Source organism: Pseudomonas sp. FSO-7, from assembly GCF_059579345.1.
The window spans coordinates 694582-712499 of sequence record NZ_CM184193.1 but is presented as its reverse complement, the minus strand read 5'-3'; the positions used below and the strand labels follow the sequence as shown (position 1 = coordinate 712499).

The window sequence follows — 17918 nt, the reverse complement described above, 5'->3', positions numbered from 1 at the left end:
GCAGCGACCGCGAAATCTTGGGGCCGCTGCGCAGCCCAGCGGGAGCAAGCTCCCTCGCCACGGGGTTATTTATTCTTTTGAGGCACCCTGGAAACGTCGCAGATCGAGCGTGAGTGGAAACTCGTCATCCACTGCCAGGCTGGGTATCGGCAGTTTCCCCGGCGTGTGTCCGAGCCGGAAGAAACGCGCCATGCGCCGGCTCTCGGCCTCGTTGGCATTCACCGGCAGGCTGTCATAGTTGCGCCCGCCCGGATGGGCCACGTGATACTGGCAGCCGCCCACGGAGCGTTGCATCCAGGTGTCGAGCAGATCGAAGACCAGCGGCGCATGCACCGGGATGGTCGGTTGCAGGCAGTTGGCCGGTTGCCAGGCGCGGAAACGCACGCCGGCCACGAACTCGCCGACCCGGCCAGTCGGTTGCAACGGCACCGGCACACCATTGCACGTCAGTAGATAGCGTTGCGGCGCCAGACCGCTGAGCTTGACCTGCAAACGCTCCAGGGAGGAGTCCACGTAACGCACGGTGCCGCCCACCGCGCCCTCTTCCCCCAGCACATGCCAAGGTTCGAGGGCCTGGCGCAATTGCAGCTCGATACCACTGACCGCGTAATCGCCCACCTTGGGGAAACGGAACTCCAGGTGCGCGGCGAACCACTCGGCCCGCAACGGGTAGCCAGCGGCGTTCAGCTCATGGATGACGTCGGCAAAATCCTGCTCGATAAAGTGCGGGAGCAGGAAACGGTCATGCAATTCAGTGCCCCAGCGCGCCAGTTTCGCCGGCGCATAAGGCTCACGCCAGAACCGCGCCACCAGCGCGCGCAGCAGTAATTGCTGGGCCAGACTCATGCGCGCGTGGGGCGGCATTTCGAAGGCACGCAATTCCAACAGGCCGAGGCGCCCCGTGGCACCGTCCGGTGAGTAGAGCTTGTCGATGCAGAATTCGGCGCGGTGCGTATTGCCGGTCACGTCGATGAGCAGGTTGCGCAGCAAGCGATCGACCAGCCACGGCGGACACTCTTCGCCGGGCTGGGGCATTTGCGCGAAAGCGATTTCCAGCTCGTACAACGCGTCGTTGCGCGCCTCGTCCACGCGGGGCGCCTGGGAGGTCGGGCCGATGAACAACCCGGAAAACAGGTAGGACAACGACGGGTGGTTATGCCAGTAACTGATCAGGCTGCGCAGCAGGTCGGGACGCCGCAGGAACGGCGAGTCAGCCGGGGTCGCGCCACCCAGGACGAAATGGTTGCCACCGCCCGTGCCGGTGTGCCGGCCATCGATCATGAATTTCTCGGTGGTCAGTCGGGTCTGGCGCGCTTCTTCGTATAAAAATTCAGTGCGTTCGACCAACTCATCCCAAGTCGCCGAGGGTTGTACGTTGACCTCGATCACACCGGGGTCGGGGGTGATGCGGAAATTGCTCAGGCGCGGGTCGCTCGGCGGCTCGTAGCCTTCCAGCAGCACCGGACAGTGCAGCTCCTCGGCCGTGGCCTCAATGGCGCTGACCAGCTCCAGGTAATCCTCGACCCGTTCCAACGGCGGCATGAACAGATAGAGCCGGCCTTCGCGGGCCTCGGCACAAAAGGCGGTACGGGTCAGCCAGTCGGCGGACTTGTCGATCTCCGGGACACGCGCCTGCTCGGCGGCCGGCTCGCCGTGACGGGCCAGTTGCTCGGTGCCGGGCAGTTCGGGCAAGTCCTGGTTCGGGTCGGTGGGGTGGATGAACGGGTACTCGGCCGCCGTCACCCAAGGCTGGGACGCCAGCGGCAAGCGATACCCCAGGGGCGAATCCCCCGGCACCAGGCGGCAGTGACTGTCGCGCAGGTACCAGCGACCGCTTTGCCATTGATCCCCCTTGGCGGTGCGGGCCAATGGCAGGACCTGGCCGATGACCTTGTCCAGGCCCTGGTTGAAGACCTTGCGCAACCGTGCACGCTCCAAGGCGTCCTCCAGGCGTGGGTCCTCGGCCGTGACGTTGGAAGGCAATGCCCCTTCGCGCCAGAGGTAATAGAAGTTGTCTTCGTAGGCCGGAAACACGAACCGCGCAGGAATCTTCAAACGCTCGGCGACGCTCGCCAGGAAGCGTCCGGCCAGTTCGCCATCAGCGCCGTAATCCTCCTGCTCGTCGGCGATCAACGCGCTGTTGTGCCAGATCGGCACCCCGTCGCGCCGCCAATAGCAGTTGAGCGACCAGCGCGGCAGTTGTTCGCCGGGGTACCACTTGCCCTGGCCGAAATGCACCAGCCCCTTGGGCGCATAGTGATTGCGCATGCGCTGGAACAGTTCGGCGGAAAGCCGGCGCTTGTCCGGCCCGAGTGCCGCGGTGTTCCATTCGGCGCCGTCCGGGTCATCGATGGAGACAAAGGTCGGTTCGCCGCCCATGGTCAGGCGCACATCGCCCTCCAGCAGGTCGGCATCGATCTGCCGTCCCAGGGCCTGGATCGCCAGCCATTGCGCGTCGGTGTAAGGCTTGGTCACCCGCGGCGCTTCCCAGACCCGCTCCACGGACATTTCGTGGCTGAACTCACACTCGCAAGGCTCCACCAAGCCACTGATCGGTGCCGCCGAGGATGGATCGGGACTACAGGCCAATGGGATGTGGCCTTCACCGGCGAACAACCCGGAGGTCGCATCCAGGCCGATCCAGCCGGCACCGGGCAGATAGACCTCGCACCAGGCATGCAAGTCGGTGAAATCGACGTCGGTGCCGGACGGGCCATCGAGGCTCTTCACGTCGGCGGTCAGCTGGATCAGGTAACCGGAGACAAACCGCGCGGCCAGACCAAGGTTGCGCAACAACTGCACCAACAACCAGGCCGAGTCGCGGCACGAACCAGACGCGTGCTCGAGGGTATGCTCCGGGGTCTGGACGCCGGGCTCCATGCGGATCAGGTAGTTGATGTCTTCGCTCAGGCGCTGGTTGAGCGCCACCAGGAAATCCACCGCCGGTAACGGTGTGCGGTCGATGCCGTCCAGATACGCCTGGAACCTCGGCGTCAGCGGCAGGGTTTCCAGGTAAGGCGCCAGCTCCTTGCGCTCATCGGCCGCGTAGGCGAACGGAATTTTTTCGGCGTAGGGCTCGAGAAAGAAGTCGAACGGATTGAACACCGCCATTTCCGCCAGCAGATCGACTTCGATCCGCAGCTCCCGGGTTTTCTCGGGAAACACCAGCCGCGCCAGGTAATTGCCCTGGGGATCCTGCTGCCAGTTGATGAAGTGCTGATCCGGCGAGACCTTCAGTGCATAGGAAAGAATCCGCGTGCGACTGTGGGCCGCCGGGCGCAGGCGAACGATCTGCGGGCCGAGCTCGACGGCGCGGTCGTAGCGGTAATGCGTGACGTGATGCAATGCGACATGGATCGACACGACGTGCCTCCTGCGAGCCTGGGCGGTATCGAAAGCGGCGCAAGACTTATGCCATGCAGGCAGGCCGGACACTTTCTTTGTCTACTCAAGCCAGTAGAGCACTAAAAACGCGCGATGCCCGTATTCATCTGTAAAGGAATGCACATAAATGCGGCGCGAATCGACTCAGCGACGCGGGCGCGAGACCTTGGCGGCCTGGATGATCAGCGCGCGTTGGCGGCGGATATCGACGAGTTTGCTGCGCATTTCCCGGTGGCGCTTGCTGTTGAGCAGTAACAGCCCCAGCAGTGGCAACAGCACCGCGAAGAGGTACACACCCTGATGCGGTCGATACGCGAACGTCGGCAGCACCGCCACCAGACAGGCCAGGAAATACCCCGCCACCCACCAGACCGCCCAGGCGCGCCCGCGAGCGATCAAGAGGTTGCCCAGGACCAGGACGAGCACCAGGGCCAGCGTGCCGAGCCCGACATAGTCGGTCCTGGCTGACGGCTCCAGGGCACGCCAATACGTCGCCCCGGCCAACACAAGCAGCGTGGACCCGGAAAAGCAGCCCAGCAGGATCGTCCCCATGAACACCGGGAAATAGCGGGCGAGAAATGCCTTCAGCGATCCGCCACCGATCATTCCGTGAACTCCTCATACAGGCCGACGGCAACGGTCTTCACGGCGCCCTCGCCGGTATAACTGCCAATGATTCCCAGCGCGCCTCCGAGGGAGTCCTTTATTTGCGTCAGCGTCGCGTGTCTGATTTCAGCCGAAGAGTAACGTTTGGGCAGGGCCCCCGCGCGTTGCTGCAGCTTGAGTAACTTGGCGGTCAGGCTCGGGTCCTTCAGCGTCAACAGCTCCTTGGTCAGTTTGCTGCGCTCTTGCCGATTCAGGCCCTTGAGCAACTGATACCAACTCTTTCCCGTGCCGGCCGCTTTGTTGGCCTTGAGCAGCCGGACAGTCGTCAGGGCCGAGCCACCGACACCCACCAGGGAAACCCCGTCAAGGATCGGCGACACAATGTTGTACCAATCGGCGTCGTTCATCTCATCGTTGCCGGTCGGATTGGTCAGCTCATTGGCCACCCGCATCCCGCCAATGACGCATTGCGCGGTACTGGCCGTCGCGGCAGCGGCGCCCAGGGCAACGACAAAGGCACTTGCCCCTGCCGTAAAGGGCACCGCGACGCTGCCGCTGAACACCACCACCCAACCAATCACCGCGGCGACACAGGACAAGCCGGCATTGGTTGCTTCAAGCCCGAGCTTGGACTCGCGGGGGCTGCTTTTGACCTGATCGATGAACTGCTGCGGCGCGATGTATTTTTTCGCCTCGCGCAGAATGATGCGCTTGGGCGCGATGCTGCAAATCGGCTTGAACTCGCGCAGGGTCACGACGTTGTATTCGGAATCGACATACACCACACCCGCCCCGGCGATGCCAGGATCGGCGTCAATGGCAGCAAACAGGCGCGGCAGGTTGACCTGGCTTTCGATGCGTTTGCGGGCCATGAACTGGGAGAAGCTCAGGTCCATGCCGATGCCCGTTGTAGCGCTGCTCATATGAATCGTCCTTGAGAATCGGAGGGTGAAGTCTTTATCCACACACAATACTGTGGCGAGGGAGCTTGCTCCCGCTCGGCGGCGAAGCCGTCGTAAACCGGCCGGCACGGTCTGCCTGAGAACATTGCATGGAATTGTTTGGGGCCGCTTCGCAGCCCAGCGGGAGCAAGCTCCCTCGCCACAAAGGCTATGCATCCGCCATCACGTCGTAAGGCGGTCGCCACGATAACAAACAGCCAGCACCGTCGCTAGAAAGCAAAACGCCAGCACTTAAGGCTGGCGTTTTGCGGTGCGGCAAGGCGATCAGCGCGGCACGACAGGCTTGCGCGCCGGTTTCGGGCCCTTGCCCTTGGCGGCGTCCTTGCGTTCCTTGGCGGCCTGCTGGTTGCGGGCGAATGCTGCGGCCTTGGCCTGCTCGCGCTTGTCCCACGGGTTGCCGCCGTCACTGGCCCGTGGTGGCAGGCCGGTGTGCTGGGTCAGGATCTTGGTGGTTTCCTTACCCACCTTATGGCTGCCGGCTGGCGTCGAGTTCTTGCGACGGGCGCTCTGGTAGCTGTCGGTAGCCGGCTGGTGCAACGGAATCAACTGATTCTTGCCCGGCCCGATCAGGTCGGCGCGCCCCATGCGGGTCAGCGCTTCGCGCAGCATCGGCCAGCCCTTGGGGTCGTGATACCGCAGGAAGGCCTTGTGCAGGCGGCGCTGCTCCTCGCTCTTGACGATGGTCACCGCGTCGCTCTTGTAGGTGACCTTGCGCAGCGGGTTCTTGCCCGAATGGTACATCGCGGTGGCGGTGGCCATCGGCGACGGATAGAACGCCTGCACCTGGTCAGCCCGGAAACCGTTGCTCTTGAGCCACAGCGCCAGGTTCATCATGTCTTCGTCGGTGGTGCCCGGGTGGGCGGCGATGAAGTATGGAATCAGGTACTGCTCTTTCCCGGCTTCCTTGGTGTACTTCTCGAACATCCGCTTGAATTTGTCATAGCTGCCGATGCCCGGCTTCATCATCTGGTTGAGCGGGCCTTCCTCGGTGTGCTCCGGAGCGATCTTCAGGTAACCGCCAACGTGGTGGGTCACCAGCTCCTTGACGTACTCCGGCGACTCGACCGCCAGGTCGTAACGCAGGCCGGAGGCAATCAGAATCTTCTTCACCCCAGGCAAGGCCCGGGCGCTACGGTACAGCTGGATCAGCGAAGAATGGTCGGTATTCAGGTTCGGGCAGATGCCAGGGAACACGCACGACGGCTTGCGGCACGCGGATTCGATTTCCGGGCTCTTGCAGGCAATGCGATACATGTTCGCGGTCGGGCCGCCGAGGTCGGAAATGACCCCGGTGAAGCCCGGGACCTTGTCGCGGATCTCTTCGATCTCGCGGATGATCGACTCTTCGGAACGGTTCTGGATGATCCGGCCTTCGTGCTCGGTGATCGAGCAGAAGGTGCAGCCACCGAAGCAGCCACGCATGATGTTCACCGAGAAACGGATCATCTCGTAGGCCGGGATCTTCTCCTTGCCGTACGCCGGATGGGGAACACGTGCGTAAGGCATGCCAAACACGTAGTCCATTTCCTCGGTGGTCATCGGAATGGGCGGCGGGTTGAACCAGACGTCGACTTCGCCGTGCTTCTGCACCAGGGCGCGAGCGTTGCCCGGGTTGGTTTCCAAGTGCAACACGCGGTTGGCGTGGGCGTAGAGCACCGCGTCGCCACGGACCTTTTCCACCGACGGCAGGCGAATCACGGTCTTGTCGCGGGTCATTTTCGGGCTCGCCAGGATCTGCACGACCTTGGCTTCGCTCGGGTCTTCGACCGGCCCCTTTTCCTGCTCGATGGCGCAAGCAGCAGTGTCCTGGGTGTTTACGTACGGGTTGATGATCTTGTCGATCTTGCCCGGACGGTCGATGCGCGTGGAATCGACTTCGTACCAGCCTTGCGGCGTATCACGACGGATAAACGCGGTGCCGCGTACGTCGGTGATGTCTTCGATCTTGTGGCCGTAGGACAGGCGCTGGGCGACTTCGACAATCGCCCGCTCGGCGTTGCCGTAGAGCAGGATGTCGGCGCAGGCGTCGATCAGGATCGAGTTGCGCACCCGGTCCTGCCAGTAATCGTAGTGAGCGATGCGGCGCAGGGAGGCTTCGATACCGCCGAGCACGATCGGCACGTGCTTGTAGGCTTCCTTGCAGCGCTGGCTGTAGACCAGGCTCGCGCGGTCCGGCCGTTTGCCCGCCATGCCACCTGGGGTGTAGGCGTCATCGGAGCGGATTTTCTTGTCGGCGGTGTAGCGGTTGATCATCGAGTCCATGTTGCCGGCCGCGACACCGAAAAACAGGTTGGGCTCGCCAAGCTTCATGAAGTCGTCTTTGGACTGCCAGTTCGGCTGGGCAATGATCCCGACACGAAAGCCCTGGGCTTCCAGCAAACGGCCAATGATCGCCATGCCGAACGACGGGTGATCGACGTAGGCATCACCGGTCACGATGATGATGTCGCACGAATCCCAGCCGAGCTGATCCATCTCCTCCCTGCTCATGGGCAGGAACGGCGCCGGGCCGAAACATTCGGCCCAGTACTTGGGATAGTCAAATAACGGCTTGGCTGCTTGCATGTCGATGACCGGTATAAAGGATGAAAAATCGCGGGCGCGGAATATAGCACAAATTTTGACCAATTCCGACGGCTATGGTCGGAAATCGGCGGCGCACCGCATATCAAATGTGGGAGCGAGCTTGCTCGCGAAGGGGCCAGCCCGTTCAATGCATGTGCTGACAGTTGCACCGCTATCGCGAGCAAGCTCGCTCCCACAGGAGAAGTGCAATCTTCTGGAAAAGGGCCCGCCTCAACAGATGCCGAACAGGTTACTCGTCATCATCAAAATTGTAGCTACCCGGCGCCAGGTTCTCGAATCGGGTGTATTTACCGATGAACGCCAGGCGAATGAAACCGATCGGGCCGTTCCGCTGCTTGCCGATGATGATTTCGGCGATGCCCTTGTGTTCCGTCTCGGGGTGATACACCTCGTCACGGTACACGAACATGATGACGTCGGCGTCCTGCTCGATCGCTCCGGATTCCCGCAAGTCGGAGTTCACCGGGCGCTTGTTGGGGCGCTGTTCCAGGGAACGGTTCAACTGGGAAAGCGCCACCACCGGGCAGTTGAATTCCTTGGCCAGAGCCTTGAGGGAACGGGAGATTTCGGAAATCTCGTTGGTCCGGTTGTCGCCGCTGGAACCGGGGATCTGCATCAACTGCAGGTAGTCGATCATGATCAGCGCGATATCGCCGTGCTCACGCACCAGGCGACGGGTTCGGGCGCGCATTTCCGACGGGCTGATACCCGCCGTGTCATCGATGAACAGCTTGCGGTCGTTGAGCAGGTTGACCGCCGACGTCAGGCGCGGCCAATCGTCGTCTTCCAGCTGACCGGAACGGACCTTGGTCTGGTCGATACGCCCCAGGGACGAGAGCATACGCATGATCAGCGATTCGCCTGGCATCTCGAGGGAGTACACCAGCACGGCCTTGTCGCTGCGCAGCACGGCGTTTTCCACCAGGTTCATCGCAAAGGTGGTCTTACCCATGGACGGACGGCCGGCGACGATGATCAGGTCGGACGGCTGCAGGCCGCTGGTCTTCTCGTCGAGGTCGGTGTAACCGGTGGACAGGCCGGTGATGGCGTTGTCGGTGTTGAACAAGGTGTCGATGCGGTCGATGGCCTTGGTCAACAGGTCGTTGACGCTCACCGGGCCGCCGGTTTTCGGCCGGGCCTCGGCGATCTGGAAGATCTGCCGTTCGGCTTCGTCAAGGATCTCGGCGGCGGTGCGGCCTTCCGGGTTGAAGGCGCTGTCGGCGATCTCGGTGCTGATGCCGATCAACTGGCGCAAGGTTGCCCGCTCGCGGACGATCTGGGCATAGGCCTTGATGTTGGCGACCGACGGCGTGTTTTTCGCCAGCTCGCCCAGGTAACCGAGGCCGCCGACCTGGGACGTCTGCCCTTCCTTGTCCAATTGCTCGGCCAGGGTAACGACGTCGATCGGCATGTTCTGATCGGCCAGACGGGCGATCGCACGGAAAATCAGGCGGTGGTCATGCCGGTAGAAATCGCCGTCGGAGACTTGATCGAGCACGCGTTCCCAGGCGTTGTTGTCCAGCATCAGGCCACCGAGCACGGCCTGTTCGGCCTCGATGGAATGCGGAGGCACCTTCAGGGCAGCGGTTTGCAGATCATATTGCTCGGGAGCGGTGATTTCGTTCATGGCCACGTCTGGTTATGAAATTCAGCAATTGCAGAAAGACAAAGGGCACGACCTGTAAACAGGATCGTGCCCGATGTTACCGGCAAGCACCCGAGGGTGCCAGCCGACAGGTGTTGCTTAGGCTGCTACCACGACAACGCGTACGGTGGCTTCAACTTCGGCGTGCAGGTGCACGGCTACGTCGAATTCGCCTACGTTGCGGATGGTGCCGTTCGGCAGACGAACTTCGCTTTTCGCCACTTCAACGCCGGAGGCGGTCAGTGCGTCAGCGATGTCGTGAGTACCGATCGAACCGAACAGCTTGCCTTCGTCGCCAGCGGTGGCAGTGATGGTCACTTCCAGCTCGGCCAGTTGGGCAGCACGGCTTTCAGCCGATGCTTTACGGTCTGCGGCGGCTTTTTCCAGCTCAGCACGACGCTCTTCGAACGCAGCCAGGTTGGCAGCGGTCGCAGCGGTGGCTTTGCCGAAAGGCAGCAGGTAGTTACGACCGTAGCCGGCCTTAACGTTTACTTTGTCGCCCAGGTTGCCCAGGTTGGCGATTTTTTCCAGAAGGATCAGTTGCATGTGAAAATCCTCTAACTTTTAACCTTCACCGTTCGCGTTGTCGGCGTCTTTCGGCGCCATACGACCGCGAAAATCAATCAGGCTGTCGACGATGGCCAAGACCACGAGCAACGGACCGAGCAAGTGCATGAAAGGCAACAACGTCACGTATATCCCCACCAGCCAGAACGTGGCCAGTCGCTTCTGCGCCACCAGCCCGTGAATCAGGGCCAGACCGGCGAAGACCAGCGCAACACTGCACAACGGCAACAGGATCAGTGCACGCAGCCCGAAAAACGGAGCCACACACATGACGGCCAGCAGTGACAGCGCCACGCTCTTGGGGAATCGGATGGCGCGAAACTCGCGACCGAAACCACCGGGGTTATACAACGACGCCTGCCAATAGCGCCCAAGAATCAGGCACAGCACGCTAAAGATCTGCAGCGAAGACGCTATCGAAATGATCATCAGCGGAGCGCTCAGGGCGGTGAGAAACGCCTTCTGGTCTGCCGAGAATGTCTCGTAGACCTCACCCATCGCCAGCGGCAGGACGTGTTCGAACGTCTGCGCCAGTGACTCGATGAAGGAACTGAAGACAGTTCCCAGGCTCACCGCACACAACAACCCCACGGCCACGCTGCACAGCAGCACGCGGTTCCAGGTATGGCCGGCGCGCAAAACCAACGCCAGGCCACCAGCCCCGAGCAACACCAGGAGTGTTGTCGGGTCCTTCAGGAAGTACCAGCTCACCAACGCTGACAGCAACCCGATACCCAGGACGCCCAAGGCGTCCGAACCGCGCCGCAGGAGCACAAGGCACCCAGCGGCGGCACTCAACCAGAACAACAGCGGCAATGCCGCGGATCCGGCCACAACCAACGTGGCCTGCACACGTCCCCGCATGATGAAGTCAGCTAAGGCGCGCATGCATTCAATCCCTTACTACTCGTCGACTGCCCGGTCTCAGCGGCCGTGGCTGTCGGTGTAGGCCAGCAGGGCCAGGAAGCGGGCGCGCTTGATAGCGGTGGCCAGCTGACGCTGATAACGAGCTTTGGTACCGGTGATACGGCTTGGAACGATTTTGCCGGTCTCGGATACGTAGGCTTTCAGAGTGTTGAGATCTTTGTAATCGATCTCTTTCACGTCTTCAGCGGTGAAGCGGCAGAATTTACGACGACGGAAGAAACGTGCCATGTGATTGGCTCCTTAAAAGGTCCGTGGATTACTCGTCAGCGTTATCGCTGTTGTCGCTGTCGCTATCGCTGTCATCGCCATCGGCGCTGTCAGAGTGCTCAGGACGGTCGCGACGCTCACGGCGCTCACTGCGGTTTTCTTCAGCCTTGAGCATCTCGGATTGGCCGGTGACGGCTTCTTCGCGACGGATGACCAGGTTACGGATCACTGCATCGTTGTAGCGGAAGTTGTCTTCCAGCTCGGCCAGGGCCTTGCCGGTGCACTCAACGTTCAGCATCACGTAGTGAGCCTTGTGAACATTGTTGATTGCGTAGGCCAGTTGACGACGGCCCCAATCTTCCAGACGGTGGATTTTGCCGCCGTCTTCTTCGATCAGCTTGGTGTAACGCTCAACCATGCCGCCGACTTGCTCGCTTTGATCCGGGTGGACCAAAAAGATGATTTCGTAATGACGCATGAATGCTCCTTACGGGTTGTAGCCTGCCGCTCAAAAACGGTCAGACAAGGAGTGAATGACACTTATGGACTTGAGGACGCTAGACACATAAGTGCCTGCCATCACAGCAAGGGGCGCAATTGTAGAGAAGGGCCGAGGGCGGCGCAAGGCAATTGGCGATTATTTGAACAACCGCCGATCCTCACCTCAACACAAACAATGTGGGAGCGGGCTTGCTCGCGAAAGCGGTCCGACATTCAGCCTATTTGCCGAATGACACTCCGCTTTCGCGAGCAAGCCCGCTCCCACACTTGATTTGCGTCTGGATCAGGGCTTTTTGGCGACAGCCTTGACACTACGCTGGCGCAGCGCCTCGAACAGGCACACGCCGGTGGCCACCGAGACGTTGAGGCTGCTGACGCTGCCAGCCATCGGCAGCTTGACCAGATAGTCGCAATGCTCACGGGTCAGGCGGCGCATGCCCTTGCCTTCGGCGCCCATGATCAGGATCGTCGGGCCGGTCAGGTCCTGGTCATAGATACTGACCTCGGCCTCGCCCGCCGTGCCAACAACCCACAGGCCGCGCTGCTGGAGTTTTTCCAGGGTGCGCGCCAGGTTGGTCACCGCCACCAACGGGATCACCTCCGCCGCGCCGCAGGCCACCTTGCGCACCGCCGGCGTCAACGTCGCCGACTTGTCTTTAGGCACGATGACGGCCAACGCACCGGCCGCATCCGCCGAACGCAGGCAAGCGCCCAGGTTGTGCGGATCGGTCACGCCGTCCAGCACCAGCAGCAGCGGCGCGCCTTCGGTGCGATCGAGCAGTTCGTCGAGCATCGCCTCGCCCCAGACCTGGCTCGGGCTTACGTCCGCAACCACGCCCTGGTGAACGCCTTCGACCCACACGTCCATTTCACGACGCTCGGCCTGGCCGATGGCAACCTTGTTTTGGGTAGCCAGTTCGACCAGCGCTTGCACACGCGGCTCGCTGCGACCTTCCGCCAACCACACTTGCTTGACACGTTTGGGGTGGTGACGCAGCAGGGCTTCCACGGCGTGCACGCCGTAGATTTTTTCCAGACTCATGACTTGGCCTTAGGTTTGCGCGACCCACCGCTTTTCGCGGGGGCCGAACCCGCTTTTGGCGGGCCTTTACGGTGTTTACTTGGCTTGCTCGACGGCTTTTCCGCCCCGTGGGACTTTCCCCCAGACGCCGCTTTACCACCGCTTTTGGCTTCGTTGAGCAACTGCTGCTTCAACTCGCGGCTCTTGCGCAGCTCGGCGTTCTTCGCCGCTGCGTCGCTGGGGCGGTAGGCTTCGGGCGCCTTGTCCTTGACAGACGAACGGCGACCGGCCTTGGCTGGCTCAGGCTCTGCGGTTTTGACAGGAGCACCTTTACCTTTACCTTTGGTCGCCGGCGCTGCGGTCTCGCTGCCGCGCTTTTTACGGCCAGTCGGTGCTTCGGCGGGTTTGTCGGACATTCCGAAGTCGATCTTGCGCTCATCGAGGTCGACGCGCATGACCTGCACTTCCACGGTGTCGCCCAGGCGGAAGCTGCGACCGGTGCGCTCGCCCGCCAGGCGGTGGTGCACAGGATCAAAGTGGTAGTAATCACCCGGCAAGGCGGTGACGTGCACCAAGCCCTCGACGTAGATGTCGGTCAGCTCGACAAATAAACCAAAGCCGGTCACCGCCGTGATCACGCCCGGGAACGACTCGCCCACGCGGTCCTTCATGAATTCGCACTTGAGCCAGTTCACCACATCGCGGGTGGCTTCGTCGGCGCGGCGTTCGCTCATGGAGCACTGTTCACCCAACTGCTCCAGGGCCGCTTCGTCGTACGGATAGATCCGTGCCTTCGGAATGGTCATGGCACCGGCGCGCTTGACGTGCGGAGTGTTCTGCTTGGAATGGATCACGCTGCGGATCGCGCGGTGCGTGAGCAGGTCCGGGTAACGGCGAATCGGCGAGGTGAAGTGGGTGTACGCCTCGTAATTCAGACCGAAGTGGCCCTGGTTGTCAGCGCTGTACACCGCCTGGCTCAGGGAGCGCAGCATTACTGTCTGGATCACATGGTAATCCGGGCGGTCCTTGATGCTGGCCAGCAGTGCCTGGTAGTCCTTCGGCGTCGGGCCGTCCTTGCCTTTGTGCAGGGACAGGCCAAGCTCGCCGAGGAAGGCGCGCAGTTTTTCCAGACGCTCCGGCGGCGGGCCGTCGTGCACGCGGTACAACGCAGGAATCTCGTGCTTCTTGAGGAATTCCGCGGTGGCCACGTTGGCCGCCAGCATGCACTCTTCGATCAGCTTGTGCGCATCGTTACGGGTCGTCGGGGTGATTGCGGCGATCTTGCGCTCGGAACCGAAGACAATCCGGGTTTCCTGGGTCTCGAAATCGATCGCGCCACGCACGTGACGGGCACCCAGCAACACCTTGTACAGCGAGTACAGCTGCTTGAGGTGCGGCACCACGCCAGCGTATTCGCTACGCAGCGCCTTGGCTTCACTGGTCTTCGGCGTTTCCAGGATGGTGCTGACCTTGTTGTAGGTCAGGCGCGCCTGGGAGTGGATCACCGCTTCGTAGAACTGGTAGTCGGTCATTTCGCCGGTTTTGGAGATGGTCATCTCGCACACCATGGCCAAACGGTCGACTTTCGGGTTCAGCGAGCACAGGCCGTTGGACAGCTGCTCAGGCAGCATCGGGATCACGCGCTCAGGGAAATATACGGAGTTGCCGCGCACCTGGGCTTCGTTATCCAGGGCCGAACCGATCTTCACGTAGCTGGACACGTCGGCAATCGCGACGAACAACTTCCAGCCGCCGGAGAACAGGCGCAGCTTGCCGGGCTTGGCTTCGCAGTAGACCGCATCGTCGAAGTCGCGGGCATCTTCGCCGTCGATGGTGACGAACGGCAGATGGCGCAGGTCGATGCGTTTTTCTTTATCTTTCTCTTCGACTTCCGGCTTGAGCTTGGCGGCTTCCTTGAGCACAGCCTCAGGCCAGACGTGAGGAATATCGTAGGTGCGCAGCGCAACGTCGATTTCCATGCCCGGCGCCATGTAGTTGCCGACCACTTCAACGATGTCGCCCTGTGGCTGGAAGCGCGCAGTTGGCCAGTGGGTGATTTTCACCTCGACGAACTGACCCACCTTGGCGGCGCCATTACGGCCCGGGGTAATCAGCACTTCCTGCTGAACCTTCGGGTTATCCGGCACAACAAAACCGATACCGCCTTCTTCGAAGTAACGGCCGACGATGCTTTCATGGGCACGGGACACCACTTCGACGATCACGCCTTCACGACGACCACGACGGTCCAGGCCGGACACACGGGCCAGGGCACGGTCGCCATCGAACACCAGGCGCATTTGCGCCGGGCTCATGAACAGGTCATCGCTGCCGTCGTCCGGAATCAGGAAGCCGAAGCCGTCACGGTGACCGGCAATGCGGCCCAGGATCAGGTCGAGCTTATCCACCGGCGCATAGGTGCCGCGTCGGGTGTAGATCAGTTGAGCGTCGCGCTCCATGGCGCGCAGACGGCGGCGCAAGGCTTCGAGTTGGTCTTCGGTGGTCAGACCGAACTCTTCGACCAACTGCTCGCGGCTAGCAGGCGAACCCCGATCGGCGAGATGCGCCAGGATCAGTTCACGGCTAGGAATAGGGTTTTCATATTTTTCCGCTTCACGAGCGGCCTCGGGATCGAGGGACTGCCAATCGGCCATTAGAGAGTTTTCACCTTGTCTATATGCGGGTTAGTTTGGCATAGGCTTAATGAAACGGGAAATTTCAAGCATCCGATAGCGTTTCCAGAGGCATTTGGCCCGCCTTTGAAGCCTCGGAAAGCACCGCTCGTGAAATTTAGCGGTTTTTTTCTCTGGAGGGGTTTACAGTTAAAAACACGCTCCGTATAGTGCGCGCCATCGACGACGTACACACGTTGCCGATACTGCCCAGATGGTGAAATTGGTAGACACGCCAGCTTCAGGTGCTGGTGACCGCAAGGTCGTGGAAGTTCGAGTCTTCTTCTGGGCACCAATTTCGAGCAGCAGGTCAATCGCCTGCCAGTTCAACAAAAACCCGCGAAAGCGGGTTTTTGCATTTCTGCTCCCTGGAATTGTGCTGGGCAATTACTAAAACAAAAACAGGGGTTTACAGATCAAAACGCGCTCCGTATAGTGCGCCACATCAACAGCGGCAACGCTGAAGATGCTGCCCAGATGGTGAAATTGGTAGACACGCCAGCTTCAGGTGCTGGTGACCGCAAGGTCGTGGAAGTTCGAGTCTTCTTCTGGGCACCAATTCAAGCTTCAAGGTCACGGCCTTGAACCTCACAGAAACCCGCGAAAGCGGGTTTTTGCGTTTCTGCCTATCTGAAAACTGCGAACAATCGGAGTACGACCGGGAGAATCCGGTCGACTGTCAGGCCGCCATCGCGAGCAAGCTCGCTCCCACAGGGATTTGCAGTGGCCGCAAATCTGTAGATTGTCACCGACCCAGTGTGGGAGCGAGCTTGCTCGCGATGGCGGTGGATCAGCCTGCATCAGCGTTGGATGTGCCGCCTTCGCGAGCAGGCTCGCTCCCACACAGGTTTTGGTCGCGTATAAGCCTGTGGAAACCCGATCAAGCCCTGAACTGCCCCAAACTCGCCTTCAACTGCGCCGCCAAACTATCCAGCACCTTGCCACTGGCCGTGGTCTCAACCACAGCCTGGGCCGCTTTCTCAGCCTGGGCGTGAATGGTCTCCACCCGCCCACGCACCGCTTGCGCGCCCTGGGCTTGATGAGCCGCCGCCTGAGTCGCCAGGCCAATAGCCGCATGCACCTGCTCTACAGAGGCCTGCACCGACTGCTGCAAGCGTGCGCTGTCACGCAGCACCAACAGACCCTCATTGGCCTGGCGCCCGGCCTGGCCAATCGCAGCCACTGCCTCGCGAGCGCCCTGCTGCAGGGCCACGATATGCGCCTGGATGTCCCCCGTGGAACTTTGGGTCTTGCTCGCCAACGCCCGAACCTCATCCGCCACCACCGCGAACCCGCGCCCGGTTTCTCCGGCGCGTGCCGCTTCGATGGCCGCGTTCAAAGCCAACAGGTTGGTCTGCTCGGCGATCCCGTGAATCACCGTCAGTACCACTTCGATCTGCTCGCTCTGCTGCGCCAGTCGTTCGATAACCTTCGCCCCGGTATCCACCTGCCCGGCCAGCGCCTCAATCAAACCGCTGACCTTGGTCGAAGTGCGAGTGTTTTCATCAGTGGCCTGACGGATTTCCACCACTTGCTGCAAGGCCGCCTGCATCGCCTGGCTTTCCGACTGCGCTTCGTCAGCCATTTGCGACAGCGCCCGCAGACTCTCGGCCACTTCATCACGCTGCATCCCGGCGGCCGCATCGGCCCCGGAGTTGCGCAAGGTCATCGCGCCGATTTCCACACCAGTACGCTGAGCCACATCGCCCGCCTCACGCACGATCGGCTGCAACTTATCCACAAAACGATTGACCGCCGAGGCCATGTCGCCGATTTCGTCCTTGCTGTTGATCTGCACACGCTTGGTCAGGTCACCCTCGCCCGCCGCCAGGTCGTTCATGGCCGCGATCAGCAGCTTCAAGCGATTGACCACCCGACGCCCCAGCACCACGGCCAGCAACAACAGCACGCCGAAACCCACCACCGCCAGGCCCAGGCCGATGCGCCAGCGCAAGGTGCCCGCCGCGTCCTGCACGGTGCTGGCGGTGTTGGTCTGCATCTGCGTGGCCGTGGCCTGGGCCGACGCCAGGCGACCGCGCATGGCGGCGGCGCTGTCGGCCGCCGCCCCCTTGAGGCTGTCGCCGACCAACTGATCGCTGCTGGCGATCAAGGCCGAGAAGCGCTGGTCCAGCGCCTTCAGATCGGCTTCCACGGAAGCCGTGGAAACCCCCATCAATACTTTGCCGATCTCCACACCATTGGGGTTGATCGAGGCTTCAAGGTAATACACCGACGGATCGTTCTTCGCCGCATCCAACACCTTGTCCAACGCCCGCTCGCCCTTGCCTTTTTCCAGCAGGGCCTTGTTGATCGGGTTCTCCCGGTTCAGATAGCGGGTCAGGTGCTCACCGGCAGCGTCGTCATAGATGACGAACAGCACGTTGGGATTGCGCTGGGCCCGGCGGGCGAATTCAGAAAGGGTGGGCACGTCGTTATCCCACATGGCACGCGGAGCGACGGAGGCCAGGAGTTGCGCCATATCATTGGCGGAATCCTTGAGCGATTTCTCGAGTGTCGTGCGTAACTGCGCCTGCTCGTCCTTCAGGCGAGCAGACAAGCCGGCATTGAGCCGCTGGCGGGTATTGGCGGACAGACTGTCCAGGCTCGACGTGACCTCTCGCCCGGCCTGCTCCAGCTCGGCGGAAAGCTTCTGGCTGTCCACCCCCAACCGCGCGCCCAGGTCGGCTTCCAGCGCCGTGACGGTGCTTCGGGTCAGCGCAACGGCCACCAGCACCTGCACCAAAAGGGCGATACCCAGGGTAACGAACACAGGCCGCAATAAACGGCTTTGTAACAGTGAGAGAACGGCCGACACGTGAAATCCCTCTACCAAACGCCAT

12 protein-coding genes, 2 tRNA genes and 1 pseudogene are annotated in these 17918 nt (G+C 61.6%); 2 read left to right on the top strand and 13 right to left on the bottom strand.

All coding sequences use genetic code 11. The annotated features are described in order from the left end of the window. Positions 1–69: 69 nt before the first annotated feature. The 11 genes from AC515T_RS03045 to rnr form a co-directional block, all read right to left on the bottom strand. Positions 70–3363, bottom strand: coding sequence for a transglutaminase family protein (locus AC515T_RS03045; RefSeq protein ID WP_496531384.1), 3294 nt, complete (start codon positions 3361–3363; stop codon positions 70–72). Between the two features lie 165 nt (positions 3364–3528). Continuing rightward, on the bottom strand, positions 3529–3990 hold the full coding sequence (locus AC515T_RS03040) for a hypothetical protein (protein ID WP_496531383.1): 462 nt from the start codon (positions 3988–3990) through the stop codon (positions 3529–3531). Then, positions 3987–4913 carry an Ssp4 family T6SS effector gene (gene ssp4, locus AC515T_RS03035; protein ID WP_496531382.1) on the bottom strand — a complete coding sequence of 309 codons (927 nt, stop codon included), beginning with the start codon at positions 4911–4913 and terminating at the stop codon, positions 3987–3989. The genes AC515T_RS03040 and ssp4 overlap by 4 nt, the downstream gene beginning before the upstream one ends. Before the next feature lie 303 nt (positions 4914–5216). After that, positions 5217–7517, bottom strand: coding sequence for a YgiQ family radical SAM protein (locus tag AC515T_RS03030; RefSeq protein ID WP_496531381.1), 2301 nt, complete (start codon positions 7515–7517; stop codon positions 5217–5219). A 250-nt stretch (positions 7518–7767) separates the two neighbouring features. Next, on the bottom strand, positions 7768–9165 hold the full coding sequence (dnaB, locus tag AC515T_RS03025) for a replicative DNA helicase (RefSeq protein ID WP_027911801.1): 1398 nt from the start codon (positions 9163–9165) through the stop codon (positions 7768–7770). A 117-nt stretch (positions 9166–9282) separates the two neighbouring features. Next, on the bottom strand, positions 9283–9729 hold the full coding sequence (gene rplI / locus AC515T_RS03020; RefSeq protein WP_003186385.1) for a 50S ribosomal protein L9: 447 nt from the start codon (positions 9727–9729) through the stop codon (positions 9283–9285). Between the two features lie 18 nt (positions 9730–9747). After that, positions 9748–10638, bottom strand: a complete 891-nt coding sequence (locus AC515T_RS03015; protein WP_496531380.1) for a YybS family protein — start codon at positions 10636–10638, stop codon at positions 9748–9750. 36 nt (positions 10639–10674) lie between these two features. Then, complete coding sequence (gene rpsR, locus AC515T_RS03010) at positions 10675–10905, bottom strand: 30S ribosomal protein S18 (protein ID WP_002551829.1); 231 nt, start codon at positions 10903–10905, stop codon at positions 10675–10677. Positions 10906–10933: 28 nt separating this feature from the next. Continuing rightward, on the bottom strand, positions 10934–11362 hold the full coding sequence (gene rpsF, locus AC515T_RS03005; RefSeq protein ID WP_003186395.1) for a 30S ribosomal protein S6: 429 nt from the start codon (positions 11360–11362) through the stop codon (positions 10934–10936). A gap of 306 nt (positions 11363–11668) precedes the next feature. Continuing rightward, entirely contained in the window at positions 11669–12427 is a 759-nt protein-coding gene (gene rlmB / locus AC515T_RS03000; RefSeq protein WP_063323178.1) for a 23S rRNA (guanosine(2251)-2'-O)-methyltransferase RlmB, read from the bottom strand. Further along, a complete protein-coding gene (gene rnr, locus AC515T_RS02995; RefSeq protein ID WP_496531379.1) occupies positions 12424–15060 on the bottom strand; it encodes a ribonuclease R in 2637 nt (878 codons plus the stop codon). Before rnr ends, rlmB begins: the two co-directional genes overlap by 4 nt. A gap of 226 nt (positions 15061–15286) precedes the next feature. Here rnr and AC515T_RS02990 point away from each other — a divergent pair. Further along, positions 15287–15373, top strand: a tRNA-Leu gene (locus AC515T_RS02990). Between the two features lie 176 nt (positions 15374–15549). Then, positions 15550–15636: transfer RNA gene (locus AC515T_RS02985), tRNA-Leu, on the top strand. Positions 15637–15958: 322 nt separating this feature from the next. Here AC515T_RS02985 and AC515T_RS02980 read toward each other — a convergent pair. Beyond that, complete coding sequence (locus tag AC515T_RS02980) at positions 15959–16663, bottom strand: methyl-accepting chemotaxis protein (protein ID WP_406550201.1); 705 nt, start codon at positions 16661–16663, stop codon at positions 15959–15961. Between the two features lie 201 nt (positions 16664–16864). Beyond that, positions 16865–16918 (bottom strand): annotated as a pseudogene (locus AC515T_RS02975) (hypothetical protein); the annotation flags it as partial. Positions 16919–17918: the final 1000 nt, after the last annotated feature.